Origin of the sequence: Streptomyces sp. ID05-26A (genome assembly GCF_033794685.1) — a bacterium.
Taxonomy (GTDB): domain Bacteria; phylum Actinomycetota; class Actinomycetes; order Mycobacteriales; family Pseudonocardiaceae; genus Lentzea.
This window is the reverse complement of sequence record NZ_JARAYZ010000007.1, coordinates 154,671-171,723: the sequence shown is the minus strand read 5'-3', so window position 1 is coordinate 171,723 and position 17,053 is coordinate 154,671. Positions and strand designations below refer to the sequence as shown.

Annotated in this window: 17 protein-coding genes; 11 read left to right on the top strand and 6 right to left on the bottom strand. The window is 68.9% G+C overall.

Annotated features, from left to right (window positions below; all coding sequences use genetic code 11):
• Window positions 1-85: 85 nt before the first annotated feature.
• From PV646_RS40495 to PV646_RS40475, 5 genes are all read left to right on the top strand, one after another.
• Window positions 86-985 (top strand): SMP-30/gluconolactonase/LRE family protein, encoded by a 900-nt coding sequence (locus tag PV646_RS40495; protein ID WP_500347986.1) that lies wholly within the window; start codon window positions 86-88, stop codon window positions 983-985.
• Window positions 986-1,209: 224 nt separating this feature from the next.
• A complete protein-coding gene (locus tag PV646_RS40490; protein ID WP_500347984.1) occupies window positions 1,210-3,561 on the top strand; it encodes a sensor histidine kinase in 2,352 nt (783 codons plus the stop codon).
• Complete coding sequence (locus PV646_RS40485) at window positions 3,558-3,992, top strand: roadblock/LC7 domain-containing protein (RefSeq protein ID WP_189155882.1); 435 nt, start codon at window positions 3,558-3,560, stop codon at window positions 3,990-3,992. Before PV646_RS40490 ends, PV646_RS40485 begins: the two co-directional genes overlap by 4 nt.
• On the top strand, window positions 3,992-4,357 hold the full coding sequence (locus PV646_RS40480; protein ID WP_500347982.1) for a DUF742 domain-containing protein: 366 nt from the start codon (window positions 3,992-3,994) through the stop codon (window positions 4,355-4,357). Before PV646_RS40485 ends, PV646_RS40480 begins: the two co-directional genes overlap by 1 nt.
• Window positions 4,338-4,919: a GTP-binding protein gene (locus PV646_RS40475; protein WP_500347980.1), complete on the top strand. Its 582-nt coding sequence runs from the start codon at window positions 4,338-4,340 to the stop codon at window positions 4,917-4,919. The genes PV646_RS40480 and PV646_RS40475 overlap by 20 nt, the downstream gene beginning before the upstream one ends.
• A gap of 48 nt (window positions 4,920-4,967) precedes the next feature.
• Here PV646_RS40475 and PV646_RS40470 read toward each other — a convergent pair whose 3' ends face one another.
• The 4 genes from PV646_RS40470 to eat form a co-directional block, all read right to left on the bottom strand.
• A complete protein-coding gene (locus PV646_RS40470; protein ID WP_500347979.1) occupies window positions 4,968-5,831 on the bottom strand; it encodes a 3-hydroxybutyryl-CoA dehydrogenase in 864 nt (287 codons plus the stop codon).
• Window positions 5,824-6,717: an NAD-dependent epimerase/dehydratase family protein gene (locus PV646_RS40465; protein ID WP_500347978.1), complete on the bottom strand. Its 894-nt coding sequence runs from the start codon at window positions 6,715-6,717 to the stop codon at window positions 5,824-5,826. The genes PV646_RS40470 and PV646_RS40465 overlap by 8 nt, the downstream gene beginning before the upstream one ends.
• Before the next feature lie 12 nt (window positions 6,718-6,729).
• Entirely contained in the window at window positions 6,730-7,569 is an 840-nt protein-coding gene (locus PV646_RS40460) for an IniB N-terminal domain-containing protein (RefSeq protein WP_500347976.1), read from the bottom strand.
• A 217-nt stretch (window positions 7,570-7,786) separates the two neighbouring features.
• On the bottom strand, window positions 7,787-9,211 hold the full coding sequence (eat, locus tag PV646_RS40455) for an ethanolamine permease (RefSeq protein ID WP_500347974.1): 1,425 nt from the start codon (window positions 9,209-9,211) through the stop codon (window positions 7,787-7,789).
• A 111-nt stretch (window positions 9,212-9,322) separates the two neighbouring features.
• On the opposite strand from eat, the gene PV646_RS40450 reads away from it, so the two are divergent.
• The 6 genes from PV646_RS40450 (at window position 9,323) to PV646_RS40425 (ending at window position 16,024) form a co-directional block, all read left to right on the top strand.
• Complete coding sequence (locus tag PV646_RS40450; protein WP_500347973.1) at window positions 9,323-10,663, top strand: glutamine synthetase family protein; 1,341 nt, start codon at window positions 9,323-9,325, stop codon at window positions 10,661-10,663.
• The gene (locus PV646_RS40445; protein ID WP_500347971.1) at window positions 10,650-11,342 is read left to right on the top strand and encodes a gamma-glutamyl-gamma-aminobutyrate hydrolase family protein; all 693 of its coding nucleotides are present in this window, start codon (window positions 10,650-10,652) and stop codon (window positions 11,340-11,342) included. The genes PV646_RS40450 and PV646_RS40445 overlap by 14 nt, the downstream gene beginning before the upstream one ends.
• Entirely contained in the window at window positions 11,339-12,691 is a 1,353-nt protein-coding gene (locus tag PV646_RS40440) for an aldehyde dehydrogenase family protein (RefSeq protein WP_500347970.1), read from the top strand. The genes PV646_RS40445 and PV646_RS40440 overlap by 4 nt, the downstream gene beginning before the upstream one ends.
• 35 nt (window positions 12,692-12,726) lie before the next feature.
• Window positions 12,727-13,494: a 3-oxoacyl-ACP reductase gene (locus tag PV646_RS40435; protein WP_500347968.1), complete on the top strand. Its 768-nt coding sequence runs from the start codon at window positions 12,727-12,729 to the stop codon at window positions 13,492-13,494.
• A gap of 2 nt (window positions 13,495-13,496) precedes the next feature.
• Window positions 13,497-14,195 (top strand): FadR/GntR family transcriptional regulator, encoded by a 699-nt coding sequence (locus tag PV646_RS40430; protein ID WP_500347967.1) that lies wholly within the window; start codon window positions 13,497-13,499, stop codon window positions 14,193-14,195.
• 185 nt (window positions 14,196-14,380) lie between these two features.
• On the top strand, window positions 14,381-16,024 hold the full coding sequence (locus PV646_RS40425) for an AMP-binding protein (protein ID WP_500347966.1): 1,644 nt from the start codon (window positions 14,381-14,383) through the stop codon (window positions 16,022-16,024).
• A gap of 138 nt (window positions 16,025-16,162) precedes the next feature.
• Here PV646_RS40425 and PV646_RS40420 read toward each other — a convergent pair whose 3' ends face one another.
• Together PV646_RS40420 and PV646_RS40415 are read right to left on the bottom strand one after the other, a co-directional pair.
• Window positions 16,163-16,714 (bottom strand): hypothetical protein, encoded by a 552-nt coding sequence (locus PV646_RS40420; RefSeq protein ID WP_500347964.1) that lies wholly within the window; start codon window positions 16,712-16,714, stop codon window positions 16,163-16,165.
• Window positions 16,711-17,025 carry a hypothetical protein gene (locus PV646_RS40415; RefSeq protein ID WP_500347962.1) on the bottom strand — a complete coding sequence of 105 codons (315 nt, stop codon included), beginning with the start codon at window positions 17,023-17,025 and terminating at the stop codon, window positions 16,711-16,713. Before PV646_RS40415 ends, PV646_RS40420 begins: the two co-directional genes overlap by 4 nt.
• Window positions 17,026-17,053: the final 28 nt, after the last annotated feature.

Genomic DNA, 17,053 nt, shown 5'->3' with positions numbered 1-17,053 from the left:
AGATGTCGGATTGCTGAGAAAACTCCGGTTCGCCGCCCAGCCGGGGAAGGATCAGGGGCACCCAATCCTCTGACAAGGAGGCGGCATGTACCGCAGATTCGGTGTCCTGCTCGCGGCGGTCCTGGGCGTCACGCTCACCGTCGCGGCGCCGGCCACCGCAGACGGTTCGAAGAGTTTCCCGACCGAGTTCGCCCTGCCCAACGGGTGGCAACCCGAAGGCATCGCGATCAGCGGCACGAAGGCCTACTTCGGGTCCCGGGCCGACGGGTCGATCTACGCGGCGGACCTGCGCACCGGCAAGGGCAAGGTGCTCGCCAAGGGGCCCGGCACGCCGTCGCTCGGTCTGAAGGTCGACGACCGCAAGCGGCTGTGGGTCGCCGGTGGTGTCGGTGGCGACGCACGGGTCTACGACACGCGGTCGGGCAAGTTGCTGGCGACGTTCCAGTTCGCGACCGCGGACACGTTCGTCAACGACGTCGTGCTGACCGAGAAGTCGGCGTGGTTCACCGACTCGCGCAAGGCGGTGCTCTACGAAGTGCCGCTGAACCTCAAACCGCACCGCACGCTCGCGCTCACCGGCGACCTCGTCGTCACCCCCGGCGCGACGAACCTCAACGGCATCGTCACCGGGCTCGACGGCGGCCTGATCGTCGTGCAGAGCAACACCGGAAAGCTGTTCCGGGCCGATCCCCGGAGCGGGAAAACAGCCGAGATCAATTTGAGCGGTCAAACACTCACCAATGGCGACGGTCTGTTGCGTGAGGGGCGGCAGTTGTACGTGGTGCAAAACCGCCTGAACAAAGTCGCGCGCTACACACTCAGCCGTGACGGCGCGACGCTCGCGGCGGAACGCACGGACGCGCGGTTCGACGTTCCCACGACGGTGGCCGCGTTCGGCAAGCGCCTCTACCTGCCGAATGCCCGGTTCAGCACGCCTCCGACACCCGAGACGACTTACAACGTTGTCGCGGTGGAGCGGCCGTAGAACGGAACGACGGAACTAGCCCGTACGGGGGTTCTCACTAGGCAAGAACCCCCGTACCGGGTGTTGCTGGACTCACTCGACTGGGTAGCCTGCGCAACGCGTAGTGCGTGTGATCGCTGTCATTGAGTAACGATGATCTCCGGCCGTAACCTGATTACAGCCGAAGGAGTTACTCAGGTAACCCGCAGCGCTAGCCGTGGGACACAGGAGACCGTGAGAGCGCTGTGAACGAGAAGAGCGGGTACACACCGACCAACTACCGGACCATTAGGTCGCGGCTGGCCGGTGTCGTGGTCGTTCCCAGCGTGGTGCTGCTGGTCATGTGGGCCGTTTTCTCCTCTTACACCCTTTTCGACGGTTTTTACATGCGGTCGGTCGCGACCGGGGTGAAGGGCGCGACGATCCCGTCCGTCGAGGCGCTCGCGGGCCTGCAGAAGGAACGCCAGCTGACCTTGGAGGTCCTCAGCAAGGCCGAGGGCGTCGACAAGGCCGGTCTGAAGCGCCAGCAGGGCGTCACGGACGAAGCGGTGCGCAAGATGAAGGACGCGCTCGCCGACCTCTCCGAGCCGCAGGACACCGTCGACCGGATCAACGCGCTGAACTCCGTGCTGGGCGAACTGCCGCAGCAGCGCGCGGGCGTCGACTCGGGGTCGGCGAACCCGCAGGCGGTCTACGACTACTACAACAGCCTCCTCGACTCGGGCGTCGCGCTGCTGTCCCGGCAGGCGCGGCTCGTGCCCGACGCGGAGGCGAGCCAGGCTGGCGTCCAGGCCATCACGATCTTCCAGACCGCGGACTGGCTCTCGCGCGCCGCCACGATCGGGTCGCGCGGGCTGCTCAACGGCACGTTCACCGCGCCCGAACGCGTCGAGTTCGCCCGGCTGACCGGCGCCTACCACTCGGGCCTCGACACCACGATCCCGTTCGCGCTGGAGCAGCCGCGCTCGCAGTACGACGCGTTGCGCGGCAGCACCGAGTACCGGACGCTGCTCGACCTCGAGGGCAAGATCGTCAACGGGGACACGGCGGTCACCGACGCGCAGTGGCGCGGGGTGGCGAGCCCCGTGCACGACAACCTCGTCGGACTCGCCGTCACGCAGGCCCGCGACGCCGCCGACCTCGGTCTCGACAAGGCCGACAGCCGCGTCGCCGCGGTGCTGATCGGCAGCCTCATCGCGCTGCTCGCGGTCGTCGTCGGCATCGTGCTGGCGTTGCGCATCTCGAACCGGCTCGTGTCGAAGGCCCTCGTCATGCGGCTGGCGTCGCTGCGGGAGGACACGCTGCGGCTCGCGCAGGAACGGCTGCCGCACATCGTGGCGCGCCTGCGCGGCGGTGAGCAGGTGGACGTGCACCGCGACATGCCGCCGCTCGACTACGGCAACGACGAGATCGGCCAGGTCGCCGACGCGTTCAACGCGGCCCAGTACACGGCCGTCGCGGCGGCGGTGAAGGAGACGCAGGCGCGCGAGGGCGTGAACCGGGTCTTCCTCGACATCGCGCACCGCAACCAGGGGCTCGTGCACCGGCAGCTCAAGATCCTCGACAAGCTGGAACGGGAAGAGGAGCACCCCGAGCAGCTCGACTCGCTCTTCCAGCTCGACCACCTGGCGACCCGCGCCCGCCGCAACGCGGAGAACCTGATCATCCTCGCCGGCGAGCAGCCCGGCAGGCAGTGGCGCAAGCCCGTGCGGCTGAGCGACGTCATCCGCTCCGCCGTCGCCGAGACCGAGCAGTACGTCCGGGTCAGGGTCAACCCGGTGCCCGACCGCGCACTGGTGGGCGTGGCCGTCGCCGACACCATCCACCTGCTCGCCGAGCTCGTCGACAACGCGACGGCGTTCTCGTCGCCCCGCTCGGAAGTGACCATCCACTCGAGCGCAGCCCAGCACGGCCTCGTCGTGGAGATCGAGGACCACGGCCTCGGCATGACGCAGGAAGAACGTCTCCAGGCCAACGCGAAGCTCTCCAACCCACCCGACTTCGAGACGATGGCGTTCCGCGGCGAGTCCCGCCTCGGGCTGTTCGTCGTCGCCCGGCTGGCCGCACGGCGGGGCATCAAGGTGGAGCTGCGCGACTCGCCCTACGGCGGCACGGTCGCGTTGTGCGTGCTTCCTCCGAACATCGTCGCCCCGCACAACACCGCGGGCGACATCACCGAGACCACGCAGATGCCGGTGCGGTCGTTCCACGACACGTACCACGGGCACACCGAGGACCACCCGAGCTTTCCCGTGAAGGTGAATCCCGAAGTGCAAGCGGCACTGAACGCGGGGCTGAACGCGCTCGTAGAACCTGGTATGAGCGCACTCGCACCCGCAGCAGACGCGTCGGTGGAGGAATCGACCCCCGCGGCACCTCCGGCCCAGGACGGGAAGGCACCCCTTCCCCGCAGGAAGAAGCGGCAGAACCTCGCGCCGCAGCTCATGCAGTCCTCGGAGGAACCGCCCCACGCCGAGCCGGTGATCGGCGACAGGTCGGCCGAGCGCACCCGTGACGGGTTCGCCGCGTTCCAGCGGGGTACCCGTGACGCCCGGCTGACCGACGACTGGAGATCAGAAGGAGCCCCCTCGTCATGAAGGACACTGCAAGCCAGCACGGCGAACTGAACTGGTTGCTGGAGGACCTGATCCAGCGAGTGGTCGGCGCCCGCCACGCGGTCGTGCTGTCGGCGGACGGACTCCTGCTCGGCCGCTCGGCCGGGCTGTCCCGCGACGACTCGGAGCACCTGTCCGCGATGGCGTCGGCGTTCCAGTCGCTCGCCCGCGGTACCGGCCGCCATTTCGGTGGTGGCGCCGTTCGGCAGACCATCGTGGAGATGGAGCACGCATACTTGTTCGTGACCGCTGCCGGTCACGGCGCCTGCCTGGCCGTGCTGGGTGAGGAGGACGCGGACATGGGCATGATCGCGTACGAGATGAACATGCTGGTCAAGCGCGTGGGAACGTACCTCTCGTCGGCTCCTCGCGCGGAGACCGCGACCGTGCCCTCGGCGCGTGAGTCTCGCTGATGACCTCGCGCGAGGACTGGTGGTACGACGAGGCCGCGGGGCCGCTGGTGCGGCCCTACGCGATGGTGCGTGGCCGCACCCGGCCGAACGCGCCTGACCTCCACCTCGTGACGCAGGTTCGCGCCTCCTCGTTTGCGTCCGACCAGACGTCGCTGACGGTCGAACATCGCGAGATCATGGCCCTGTGCGCACGCCCCCTCTCGGTCGCCGAGGTCGCTGCCTACCTCGACGTGCCGCTCGTCGTGGTGAAGGTCCTGCTGTCGGACCTCATCGAGCGGGGTGACGTGCTCGTGCAGACTTCCACCCCCAATGTTCCCGACAGGGATCTCCTGCAGGCCGTACTGGATGGTGTTCGTGGGATCTGATGGCCAGCTGATCGTGCCGACCGCGGTCAAGATCGTCATCGCGGGCGGGTTCGGCACCGGCAAGACCACGATGGTCGCGTCGGTGTCCGAGATCCCGCCGCTGCGGACCGAGGAACTGCTCACCGAGGCCGGCGTGCACGTCGACGACCTCGCGGGCATCGAGGGCAAGGACACCACCACCGTCGCCCTCGACTTCGGTCGCATCACCATCAACACCAAGGTGGTGCTGTACCTGTTCGGCACGCCCGGCCAGAACAGGTTCTGGTTCATGTGGGACGAACTGGCGACCGGCGCGATCGGCGCCGTGGTCCTGGTGGACACGCGCCGGCTCGACTCGTCGTTCCCCTCGATCGACTTCTTCGAGCACCGGCAGATCCCGTTCATCGTCGCCGTGAACTGCTTCGACGGGTCGCAGCTGTACACGGTGGACGAGGTCCGGCACGCCCTGGACCTCGACGAGCAGATCCCGGTGATCCTGTGCGACGCACGGAACCGTGAGTCGTCGAAGGCGGTGCTGGTCGAGTTGATCCAGCACTCGATGAACCGGCTGGCAGCCGTTTAGCTCAGAAACGCGGAAGGCCCGCTCCAGGGAGCGGGCCTTGTTGTCGTACTACTTCGCGTAGTTGTGGAACCCGCGCCCGGACTTCTTGCCCAGCAGGCCCGCGTCCACCATGCGCAGCAGCAACGGCGGCGGCGAGAAGAGCGGCTCCTTGAACTCGTCGTACATCGACTCGGCGATGGCCTTCGTGGTGTCGAGGCCGATCAGGTCGGTGAGGCGCAGCGGGCCCATCGGGTGCGCGCAGCCGAGCACCATGCCGTTGTCGATGTCGTCGGCCGAGGCGAAGCCGGACTCGAGCATGCGGATCGAGGAGAGCAGGTAGGGGATCAGCAGCGCGTTGACCACGAAGCCGGCGCGGTCCTGCGAGCGGATGACCTCCTTGTGCAGGGTCTGGGTCACGAACGCCTCGGCGCGGTCCTGCGTGGTGGCGCCGGTCAGCAGGGACGGCACGATCTCCACGAGCTTGAGGACGGGCACCGGGTTGAAGAAGTGCACGCCGATGACCTGCTCTGGCCGGTTCGTGGCCATGCCGAGCTTCATGATCGGGATGGACGACGTGTTGGACGCGAAGATGGCGTCCTCGTCCTTCACGACCTTGTCGAGCGTGGTGAAGACGTCGGTCTTGACCTGTTCGTTCTCGGCGACCGCCTCGACCACGAACTGCCGGTCGGCGAACTCGCCCATGTCGGTGGTGAACCGGATGCGCTTCAGCGCGCCGTCGCGGTCCTCCTCGCTGAGCTTGCCGGACTTGACGCCCCTGGCGAGCGAGGTGGCGATCCGCCCCTGCGCTGCCTCGGCCGCGCCCGCGTTGACCTCGACGACGATGACGTCGAGGCCGGCGCGTGCGCTCACTTCGGCGATTCCGGAGCCCATGAGGCCGGAACCGACGACTCCCACACGTTGAATGTCACTCACTCGACCGATCCTGCCACGAGTGGCTCGAAACGAGGTCGCGGAGCGTCTCCTGCACGGTGAACGCGTAGTCACCGACCGGCCGGTAGCCGAGACGCACGGCGGCGGACGTGTCCAGGACGAAGCCGCGGTGCCACGGGTGGAGGCCCGCTTCGGCGTGGTCCAGCAGGATCTCGTGCCACGTCCACCCGAGCGAGCGCGCGATGATCCGCGAGATCTCCAGGCCGTTCGGGGCGTCCGGGTCGGCGGCGTTCAGCACCCGTGCGCCGGGGTTCGACGCAGCCGTCTCGATCAACGCGGCCAGGTTCGCGGTGGCGGTCGGGTGGTCGACGCCCTCGCCGCGCGACGCCAGCACGACGACGCGGTTCCCGGCGAGGATCCGTTCCACGAAGTACCGCTCCAGCGGGCGTTTGTTGCCCGGACCGTGCACTTTGGACGGTCGCAGCACGGTGACCGGCAGGCCGCTGTCGAGCAGCGTCCGTTCCGCCGCGACCTTGTTCGGCCCGTATCCCTCGCGGGTGAACGGGTCCGAGTCGAGGGGCGCGAGCGTCGGCTGGTCCTCGGTGACCGGGCCGTCGAAGCGCGGCGGCTCGGAGGAGTTCGCGTGGCGGCCGTGAGAATCCGCGTACACGGCCTTGGCGGAGATCATCACGGTCGAGACGGCCTTGCGCGCCAACGGAATCAGTGTGCGCGCGTCGGCGGCCGAGTAGCAGAGGGTGTCGACGAGGAGGTCCGCGCCGTCGCCCATCGCGGCGGCCAGGGCCTCGGGATCGCCGCGGTCGACCTCACGGCCGGGGGCGTCCACGGTCCAGCCCGCCTGCCTCAGACGCCGAGCGGCGGCACGGCCGATGAGGCCCGTGCCGCCGAGGATCAACGCTCGTCTGGTCATCCGACCATCAGATCAGAGACCGAGGCCGAGGCCTTCGGTCAGGCCGCCGACGCCGTCGAGCACGTCGAGGTCGGTGACGTTGCCCAGAACGTTGCCACCCAGAACGTTGCCACCCAGAACGTCGCCGCCGAGCACGTTGCCGACGGTGCCGTCGACGACGCCGTGGACGGTGTCGTGCACGCCGCTGATCGGCGCGACGTCCGGGACGACCTCGTGGACGACGTCGGTGACGGTCGTGACGTCGGTGGTGACGGCGCCGAGCACGCCGGGCACGCCGTCGACAGAGACGACGTCGGTCACGCCGGTGACGGTGCCGAGGACGCCGTCGACGTCCGCCAGGCCGGTCGCGGTGCCGAGCACGTCGCCGGTGCCGGCGAGGCCCGTGACGCCGCCCAGGTCGGTGACGTTGCCGAGGTCGGTGACGCCACCCAGGTCGCCGAGGCCGGGGACGAGGCCGGTGATGCCGTCGAGGGTGCCCGACACGTCGCCGTGGCCGGACAGGTCGCCGACGAGGCCGTTGACGGCGCCGAGGTTCGCCAGGCCGGTGAGGGCGCTGTAGGAGGAGAGACCGTTGACGTCCGCGACCGAGACGGCGTCGAGCACCAGCGGCAGGATCTCCTGGACGTCACCGGGAGTGATGTCGCTCAGGCCGCAGGAGCCCAGGACGCCCTCGGGGTCGAGGTCGAACGCGGAGAGGGCCGCCGGGTCGTTCAGGAGGTTCAGGGCGAACTCCTGCAGCGTGGCCGGCTGGGCCTCCAGCGGCACGGCGGCCGGGGTGACCGGGGCGGTGACCTCGGGCGTGACGGGCGCGGCGGGCTGAACGGGCTGCTGCGGGGTGGCCTGCTGGATCATGGGAGTGAAGCTCCTACGGCGGGTCGGGGGATGTCTCCCGGAACGGTATTGAGATCAACATCCCCCGGCATCGGGTGCGATCCCTAGACTTCGGGCGGCCGAGGTCCTTAGGGGCCGAAGGTCACCCGTTAGGGGGAGGGGTCACTCGTTAGGGGAACCCCGCAGGCACAGAACGGCGGCACGGCCGACGAGGCCCGTGCCGCCGTTCCGAGTCCGCTCAGTCGAGCTCGGCCTCCGCCTTCGCGATCGCCGCGAACTCCTCCTCCGGAGCGTTCGCGACCAGGTGGTGCCGACTGTAGAACCAGTAGTACGCCACCGCGACGAGCACGATGCCCGCTGTCACGGCAGCGGCGACCTCGTCCACGAAGAACGTCGCGATCACGGCCGCGACGGCGAGAACGAGAGCCACGCTCGTGGTCACCACACCGCCCGGAGTCCGGTACGGCCGCGGCAGGTCCGGCGCGGTTTTGCGCAACACGATGTGCGACACCATCATCAGCACGTAGGACAGGGCGGCGCCGAACACGGCGATGTTGATGAGCCGGGCGCCACCGGTCACCGGGTCGATCGTCTTCATCGTCGTCGCGAGGACGAACCCGATCGTGCCGGGCACGATCAACGCCAGGTACGGCGTCTTGCGCTTGCCGGTCTTCGACAGCCAGCGCGGCAGGTATCCCGCGCGAGACAACGCGAACAGCTGCCGCGAGTACGCGTAGATGATCGAGAAGAACGACGCCACCAGACCCGCGAGACCGACGTAGTTCACGAGCTGCGCCAGGAACGTGTCGCCGCCGTAGGCCGCGCGAACCGCCTCGGGCAACGGGTTTCCGGACGCCTCCAGCACCTTCGAGCCCGCACCGCCGGGCGCCACGAGCAGGATCGCCGCGGCGAACACCAGCAGCACCACCATCGCGCCGATGATGCCGCGAGGCATGTCCCGCTTGGGGTCCCGCGCTTCCTCGGCGGCCAGCGGCACGCCCTCCACCGCGAGGAAGAACCAGATCGCGAACACGATCGCGCCCCACGCCCCGGTCACACCCATCGGCAGGAACGAGCCGTCGCCGATGTCGAACAGCTTGGCGGAGTCGAACTTCGGGATCATGCCCGCCACGAACGCGACCAGCGCGACGACCGCGACACCGGTGATCACGAACATCACCCGCAGCGCCTCGCCGACGCCGTAGAGGTGGATGCCGACGAACACGATGTAACAAGCGAGGTACACCGGCCAAGTGGCGTCCAGCAGACCGAGAGCCTTGACGTAGTCGCCGATGAACACCGAGATCGCCGCGGGAGCGATGGCGTACTCGATCAAGATGGCGATACCTGTCGCGTACCCGCCCAACGGGCCGAGCGCGCGCCTCGCGAAACCGTAGCCAGCACCCGCGACGGGCAGTGCTGAGGCCAGTTCGGCGAGACCGAACACCATGCACGTGTACATCGTCGCCATCAGGATCGTGGCGACCAGCATCCCGCCCCAGCCGCCCTGGGCGAGGCCGAAGTTCCACCCGGCGAAGTCGCCGGAGATCACGTACGAGACTCCCAGCCCGGCCAGCAGGACCCACCCCGCCGCGCCACGTTTGAGCTGTCGGTGCTCCAGGTAGTCGCTGCTCACCTTCTCGTACTCGACGTGCTTGGCCATATGGACTCCTAATAGTCCTTTAAGCAGTGGTTGAGGGTGGCGCTCGGCACCAGGCGGTGTCAAGATGGTGCGGCCAATGGCTCGCTGACATACCTTTGGAGGAACGCGGAGATGCTGACCGTCGAGGAGTTGCGCGAGGCCGTGGACGCCGGTGAGATCGACACCGTCCTGGTCGCGATCGTGGACATGCAGGGCCGCCTGCAGGGCAAGCGGTGCGCTGCGCAGTACTTCCTCGACGACGTTCTCGGGCACTCCGCGGAGGGCTGCAACTACCTGCTCGCCGTCGACGTCGAGATGAACCCGGTCAGCGGCTTCGAGATGTCGAGCTGGGACCGCGGGTACGGCGACTTCGTGATGAAGCCGGACATGGAGACGCTGCGTCGCGTGCCGTGGCAGGAGGGCACCGCGCTCGTCATGTGCGACGTCGTCTGGGAGAACGGCGACCCGGTCGTCGCCTCGCCGCGCCAGGTCCTGCGCAAGCAGCTCGACCGGCTCGCCGCGCTCGGACTGGACTGCTACGTCGGCACCGAGCTGGAGTTCATCCTCTTCGACGACAGCTACGAGCAGGCGTGGAACGCCGGCTACCGCAACCTCACGCCGTCCAACCAGTACAACGTCGACTACTCGTTGCTCGGTACCGCGCGCGTGGAACCGTTGCTGCGCGCCATTCGCAACGGCATGACGGGTGCCGGCCTGACCGTGGAGTCGGCCAAGGGCGAGTGCAACCCCGGCCAGCACGAGATCGCGTTCAAGTACACGACGGCGTTGCGCACGTGCGACCAGCACGCGATCTACAAGAACGGTTCCAAGGAGATCGCGTCACAGCAGGGCAAGGCGCTCACGTTCATGGCGAAGTACAACGAACGCGAGGGCAACTCCTGCCACATCCACCTCTCCTTGCGCGCCAAGGACGGTGAGCCGGTTTTCGCCGAGGGCCACGGCATGTCGAAGCTGATGAAGCACTTCCTCGCGGGCCAGCTGGCCGCGCTGCGGGAGTTCACCTACTTCCTCGCCCCGAACATCAACTCCTACAAGCGCTTCGTGCAGGGCTCGTTCGCGCCGACCGCCGTCGCGTGGGGCCGGGACAACCGCACGTGCGCGCTGCGCGTCGTCGGCCACGGGCACTCCCTGAGGTTCGAGAACCGGGTACCCGGCGGGGACGTCAACCCGTACCTCGCGGTGGCGGCGCTGATCGCGGCCGGTCTGCACGGCGTCGAGCAGGAGCTGGAACTGGAGGACGAGTTCGTCGGCAACGCCTACGCCTCGGACCGTCCGACGGTGCCGACGACGCTGCGCGAGGCCGCGGACCTGTTCGCGGCCAGCGAGATCGCGCGGTCGGCGTTCGGCAAGGACGTCGTCGACCACTACCTGAACGCGGCCAGGGTCGAGCTCGCCGCGTTCGAGGCGGCGGTCACGGACTGGGAGAAGGTACGTGGTTTTGAGCGCCTCTAGGCCACTCATCGGCATCAGCACCTACCTGGAGCGCACGCGCTTCGGGCATTGGGACGTGGAGGCCGCGGTGCTCTACCGCGGCTACCTCGACTGCGTGGTCCAGGCGGGCGGCAACCCCGTCATGCTGCCGCCGGTCGGCATCTGGAACGCCGAGACCATCGCGTTCCTGGACGGCCTGGTGATCGCCGGAGGCGCGGACATCGACCCCTCGACCTACGGCGCCGACAGGCACGAGAAGACCGGCGAGCCACGCCGTGACCGCGACGAGGCGGAGTTCGCACTCGTCGTGGCCGCGCTGAAGCTCGACCTGCCGGTGCTCGGCGTGTGCCGGGGCATGCAGGTCCTCAACGTGGCACTGGGCGGCACGCTGCACCAGCACGTCGAGGGCCACAACCCGGCGCCCGCGGTGTTCGAGCACACCGAGATCACCGTCGCGCAGGACACCGCGCTGCACCGGATCCTCGGCGGTCGAACGACCGTTCAATGTCATCACCACCAGTCGCTGGACCGGATCGCCGACGGGCTCAGGGTCACGGCGCAGGCGCCCGACGGCACGGTCGAGGCCGTCGAACTGGAGGGCGCGCGGTTCGTCGTCGGCGTGCAGTCGCACCCCGAGCAGGACATCGAGGACCTCAGGCTGTTCGAGGCACTCGTCGACGTTTCAAGGAGCGAAGCGTGACCTTCGACGTCATCAACCCGGCCACCGAGAAGGTCGTGCGGACCGTTGCGCACACCACCCTCGGCGACACGGACGCGGCGATCGGCCGGGCGCAGAAGGCGTTCGAGAGCTGGCGGGACGTCGCGCCCGGCGACCGCGCCCGGCTGCTGCGCCGGTTCGCGGAGATCGTCGACTCCCACGTCGAGGAGCTCGCGCTGCTGGAGGTCGAGAACTCCGGCCACACCATCGGCAACGCGCGGTGGGAGGCGGGCAACGTCCGCGACGTGCTGCAGTACTACTCGGCCGCACCGGAACGCCTGTTCGGCAAGCAGATCCCGGTCGCGGGCGGGCTCGACGTCACGTTCCACGAACCGCTCGGCGTCGTCGGCGTGATCGTGCCGTGGAACTTCCCGATGCCCATCGCGGGCTGGGGGTTCGCGCCCGCGCTCGCGGCCGGCAACACGGTCGTGCTCAAGCCCGCGGAGATCACGCCGCTGACCGCGATCCGGCTCGGTGAGCTCGCGCTGGAAGCGGGCCTCCCGGAGGGCGTCCTCCAGGTGCTGCCGGGCAAGGGCAGCGTCGTCGGCAACCGGTTCGTCACGCACCCGTTGGTGCGCAAGGTCGTCTTCACCGGCTCCACCGAGGTCGGCAAGCAGATCATGGCCGGCTGCGCGAACCAGGTGAAGCGGGTGACGCTGGAGCTGGGCGGCAAGTCGGCGAACATCGTCTTCGCGGACTCCGACCTGGAGAAGGCCGCCGCCACCGCGCCGTACGGGGTGTTCGACAACGCCGGGCAGGACTGCTGCGCGCGCTCGCGGATCCTCGTGCAGGCGAGCGTCTACGACCGGTTCATGGAGCTGCTGGAGCCCGCGGTCAAGGGCGTGAAGGTCGGCGAGCCCGGCGACGAGGCGACCGAGATGGGGCCGCTCATCAGCGCGGCGCACCTGCGCAAGGTCGCGTCTTACGTCCCAGACGATGCCCCGATCGCGTTCCAGGGCACCGCGCCGGACGGCCCCGGGTTCTGGTTCCCGCCGACGGTCCTCACGCCCGCCTACGACCACCCGGCGGTCACCGAGGAGATCTTCGGCCCGGTCGTCGTCGTGCTGCCGTTCACCGACGAGGCCGACGCGATCCGGATCGCCAACGACTCCGAGTACGGCCTGTCCGGTTCGATCTGGACGAACGACGTCGGCCGCGCGATCCGGGTGTCGCGGGCCGTCGAGGCCGGCAACCTCTCGGTGAACTCGCACTCGTCCGTCCGCTACTCGACGCCGTTCGGTGGCGTGAAGCAGTCCGGACTCGGCCGGGAACTCGGCCCGGACGCGCTCGACTCGTTCACCGAGGTCAAGAACGTCTTCATCGCCACCTGATTCCGGACAGACCTGAGCAACGAGGAGAACAAGAGATGGTGCAGCGACTCGAGGGCCGGGTGGCCGTCGTGACGGGTGGCGGCAGCGGGATCGGACTCGCGACCGCGCGCAGGTTCGCCGACGAGGGCGCGAAGGTCGTCATCGCCGATCTCGACCCGGCGTCGGGCAAGGCCGCCGCGGACGAGGTCGGCGGGCTGTTCGTCCAGGTCGACGTGACCGACGAGGAACAGGTCAAAGCCCTCTTCCAGACCACTGTGGACACTTACGGCAAGCTGGACATCGCGTTCAACAACGCCGGTATCTCGCCGCCCGACGACGACTCGATCCTCACCACGGGCCTCGAGGCGTGGGAACGCGTGCAGAAGGTGAACCTCACGTCGGTTTATTTGTGTTGCAAGTACGCCATTCCGCACATGCAGGCGAACGGCAAGGGTTCCATCATCAACACGGCGTCGTTCGTGGCGACCATGGGCGCGGCGACGTCGCAGATCTCCTACACGGCGTCGAAGGGTGGCGTGCTCGCGATGTCGCGTGAGCTCGGCGTGCAGTTCGCGCGTGAGGGCATCCGCGTCAACGCCCTGTCTCCCGGCCCGGTCAACACGCCGCTGTTGCAGGAGCTGTTCGCGAAGGACCCGGAGCGGGCCGCACGGCGTCTCGTCCACGTACCGCTCGGTCGGTTCGCCGAACCTGAGGAAATCGCCGCGGCGGTCGCGTTCCTGGCGTCCGACGACTCGTCGTTCATGACCGCGTCGAACTTCCTCGTGGACGGCGGCATCGCCGGCGCGTACGTGACACCGCTCTAGTCGTGACGGAGCACGCGCAGGACGCGTTGTTCCGCCCGGTGCGGGCGGGCAACGCGTTCGAGGAGACCGTCGAACGGCTCATGCAGTCCATCCGGCTCGGCGTCGTCGCGCCGGGTGAGCGGCTGCCGTCCGAACGGGAACTGGCCACCCGGCTCGGCGTGAGCCGGGTGACCGTGCGCGAGGCCATCAGGTCGTTGCAGGAGAACCATTTCGTGGAGTCCCGAAGGGGACGGTACGGCGGCACGTTCGTCAACGAGGTGCTGCCGAAGTCCGCGCCCGCCAAGGAGTTCGGCGACCTCCACGACGTGCTCACGCTGCGCAGGGTGCTCGAGACCGGTGCGGCGGAGACGGCGGCGGGACGGTCGCTGGGGCCCGCCGAACGGCGTGGGCTGCGCGCTCGCCTGGAGGAAGCGTCCACTTCAACACTCGCGGAATACCGGCGCAAGGACTCACGGCTGCACCTCGCGATCGCCGAGGCCACCGGGTCCGCGGCGCTGACCGCCGCCGTCGCCGAATCGCGGATGCGCGCCAACGAGCTGCTGGACCACATCCCGCTGCTCGAACCGAACCTCGCGCACTCCAACGCCCAGCACGAGCGCGTCATCGCCTCCATTTTGGACGGAGACCCGGCCGCGGCGCGCCGGGCGATGGCCGAACACCTCGACGGCACCGCGTCGTTGTTGCGGGGTTTCTTGGTCTGACCGGTCAGACTCCTGCGGTTGCAGCAGTGGGAGCGCTACCAGAAACAGTGCGGGCGATGTGAAAACGTTTACAGGTTCAAATGTCCCGTTGTCATGCGAATTCCGCATGACACAAGGCTTGGCCTGAGCCTTGCGGACAGTTACCGTCCGAATACCTCGGGGACTTGCAGCGCGAGGAGCTGTTGATGCCAGGGTTGCGCAAGGTGTTTCGCGACGCCATGGGCCGGGTGCACTCACTCCGTGTTCTGTCCGCCGCGGGCATGGTGAGTCTCACGAACTTCAAGATGTCCGTGGAGGCGCTGAGAGAGGTCAAGGTCTGGGGGCCGAACGTCACGGCGCTGCGCCGTTCCGTCCGGCTGAATCCCGACGGCGTCGCGATCGTCGACGACCGCGGCTCGGTGACGTACCGGCAACTCGACCGTCGTTCCAACGCGATCGCCCAGGGCCTGCGCTCGCTCGGTGTGCAGCACATGCACGTCGTCGCGCTGATGTGCCGCAACCACCGCGGCATGGTCGAGTCCCTGCTGGCGTGCGCGAAGCTCGGCGTGCGCGTGCTGCTGGTGAACACCGGCTTCGGCGCGCCGGTCGTCATGGACCTCCTGCAACGTGAACGCGCGTCCCTCGTCATTCACGACGAGGAGTTCACGCCGCTGTTCCACCAACTGCCGCCGTCGATCCCGCGCTGGCTCTCGTGGTCGCGCGACGGACTGGACCGTCGCACGCCGACACTCGACCAACTGGTCGCCAAGGCGCCGCGCGGCGAACTGGAACCGCCGCGCGAACCGGGTGTCGTGATCCAGCTGACGTCCGGCACGACCGGCACGCCCAAGGGCACGGCCCGCGAGATCAAGTCGGTGCTCACCGCGTCGGACTTCCTCGACCGCATCCCGATGCGCTCGGGCGAGTCGACGTTCATCGCCGCGCCGATCTTCCACTCCGTCGGCTACTCGCACCTGACGCTCGCGATGTCGCTCGGGTCGCGTGCGGTGCTGCACCGCCGGTTCGACCCGCGCAAGACGCTGTGGTCGGTGCAGGGCCAGCGCTGCACCACGCTCGTGCTCGTGCCGACGATGCTGCAGCGGATCATGGAACTCGACCGGCACGTGCTCGACTCGTTCGACCTGTCGCACCTGAGCATCGTGTTCTCCTCCGGCGCGCCGATCTCGCCCGACCTGGTGGAGCGCACCCAGGCCGTCCTGGGCCCGGTTCTCTACAACCTCTACGGCTCAACGGAAGTCGCCGTCGCCACCGTCGCCACGCCGGAGGACCTCGAGGCCGCTCCGTCCAGCGTCGGACTGCCGCCGCACAACTGCGTGGTGCGCGTCTACGACGAGCAGGGCAACCGGGTCACGCGGTCGTTCGTGACGGGCAAGATCTACGTGCGCGGCTCGCTGACCGTCGACCTGTACACCGACGGCTCGCAGAAGGAGTCCATCGACGGGCTCGTCGCGACCGGCGACCTCGGGCACTTCGATCCCAGCGGCCGGCTGTACTTCGACGGCCGCGAGGACGACATGATCGTGTCCGGCGGCGAGAACGTGTACCCGGTCGAGGTCGAGAACCTGCTCATGACGCACTACCGGGTGCGCGACGCGGCGGTGCTCGGCGTGCCCGATCCCGAGTACGGGCAACGGTTGCGCGCGTTCGTGGTGCCGGTGGCGGGGACGCGGATCGACGTGCGGGAGCTGCGCGAGTTCGTGCGCACCCGGCTGGCGCGGCACAAGGTGCCGCGTGAGGTCGTGGTCGTGCCGCAGCTGCCGCGCAACGCGACCGGGAAGGTGTTGCGGCGTCAGCTGCTGGCGATCCGGCTCGGGCCGCAGCCCCACTAGGGCACGAGGGCGGAACGCACGCCACAGCAGAACGAGGGGGATTATTCAGGCTGTGGCGCGCGTTCCTGGTCTTGGGGAGCGCCCGGCCCGCGCCGATCGTCGGGGATTCGGTTCGGCACGGCCCGGGCGCTCGGTCGGTCACCGCTCGAAGCGGTCGCCCCGGTCGCCCCGGTCGCCGAACGGACCGCGCTGGTCGAAGCGGTCGTTGCCGCGGTCCCCGCGGTCGGGTCCGCGCTCACCCCGGTCGTACATCCGCACGTGGCCAGGGCCGCCGCGGTCGTCGAAGCGGTTGGCCGCCACGGCTCCCACGATGCAGCCGCCGAGGACGAGCCCCAGCAGGCCCACCGCGACCAGCTGGGTGGCGCGGTGGCGCACGAAACGCCTGCCGCGGCCAGGGGCCGCCGGTACCGCGGTCACCGGCACGGCGGCGGGAGGTGGTGGTGGTCCCGCTGGTGCCTCCGCGGACGTGGCCGACGCCTGCGCCGCGGGTTCCGCCGGTGCTGCCGCCGGCTCGGCCGGTGCCGGGGCCGGCAGTTCGGCGGTCGGGTGCTGACCGGGCGTGGCCGGTGCTTCGGCCGGCAGCGGGGTCGTCGCCTGGTCCGGTGCAGGCTGATCTGGTGGAGGCTGGGCGGCCTGCGGTTCGTCGCGTGACGGCTCCCGAGGTGGAGGCGTCTGTCCCTGCTCGCTCATGTCCTCAACGATGCGCCGCTCGACTGAGCTGGGGCTGACAGCCACCTGTTCGTTTCCTGAAGGCCGGAAGGATCGCGCCGGGAGTTCATCACGGGCCTGGAACCAGCGAAAACGTGCCGCTGGTCGGCGAAGGTCGCGCCGAAGTGCTCGTCGTCGAGGACACCGCTCCACAGGAAGTGCAGCGTCGTGCGCGTGCCGTTGCGGGCATCGCGGCGGGCGTAGTGGTCGCGCAGATCGGCGTAGAGCAGGCGCAGTTCGTCCCGGTTGGACTCGGTGAGGCGGACCGGGCATTCGACGACCAGGTCGGACATGTCGGTGCTCCATTCGGCGGGCCGGGAG

Excerpts from the sequence above, each read along its gene's own strand:
- PV646_RS40495 (WP_500347986.1), top strand. The coding sequence starts at position 86 with ATGTACCGCAGATTCGGTGTCCTGCTCGCGGCGGTCCTGGGCGTCACG.
- PV646_RS40485 (WP_189155882.1), top strand. The coding sequence starts at position 3,558 with ATGAAGGACACTGCAAGCCAGCACGGCGAACTGAACTGGTTGCTGGAG.
- PV646_RS40480 (WP_500347982.1), top strand. The coding sequence starts at position 3,992 with ATGACCTCGCGCGAGGACTGGTGGTACGACGAGGCCGCGGGGCCGCTG.
- PV646_RS40475 (WP_500347980.1), top strand. The coding sequence starts at position 4,338 with ATGGTGTTCGTGGGATCTGATGGCCAGCTGATCGTGCCGACCGCGGTC.
- PV646_RS40465 (WP_500347978.1), bottom strand. The coding sequence starts at position 6,717 with ATGACCAGACGAGCGTTGATCCTCGGCGGCACGGGCCTCATCGGCCGT.
- PV646_RS40460 (WP_500347976.1), bottom strand. The coding sequence starts at position 7,569 with ATGATCCAGCAGGCCACCCCGCAGCAGCCCGTTCAGCCCGCCGCGCCC.
- eat (WP_500347974.1), bottom strand. The coding sequence starts at position 9,211 with ATGGCCAAGCACGTCGAGTACGAGAAGGTGAGCAGCGACTACCTGGAG.
- PV646_RS40450 (WP_500347973.1), top strand. The coding sequence starts at position 9,323 with ATGCTGACCGTCGAGGAGTTGCGCGAGGCCGTGGACGCCGGTGAGATC.
- PV646_RS40435 (WP_500347968.1), top strand. The coding sequence starts at position 12,727 with ATGGTGCAGCGACTCGAGGGCCGGGTGGCCGTCGTGACGGGTGGCGGC.
- PV646_RS40425 (WP_500347966.1), top strand. The coding sequence starts at position 14,381 with ATGCCAGGGTTGCGCAAGGTGTTTCGCGACGCCATGGGCCGGGTGCAC.
- PV646_RS40420 (WP_500347964.1), bottom strand. The coding sequence starts at position 16,714 with ATGAGCGAGCAGGGACAGACGCCTCCACCTCGGGAGCCGTCACGCGAC.
- PV646_RS40415 (WP_500347962.1), bottom strand. The coding sequence starts at position 17,025 with ATGTCCGACCTGGTCGTCGAATGCCCGGTCCGCCTCACCGAGTCCAAC.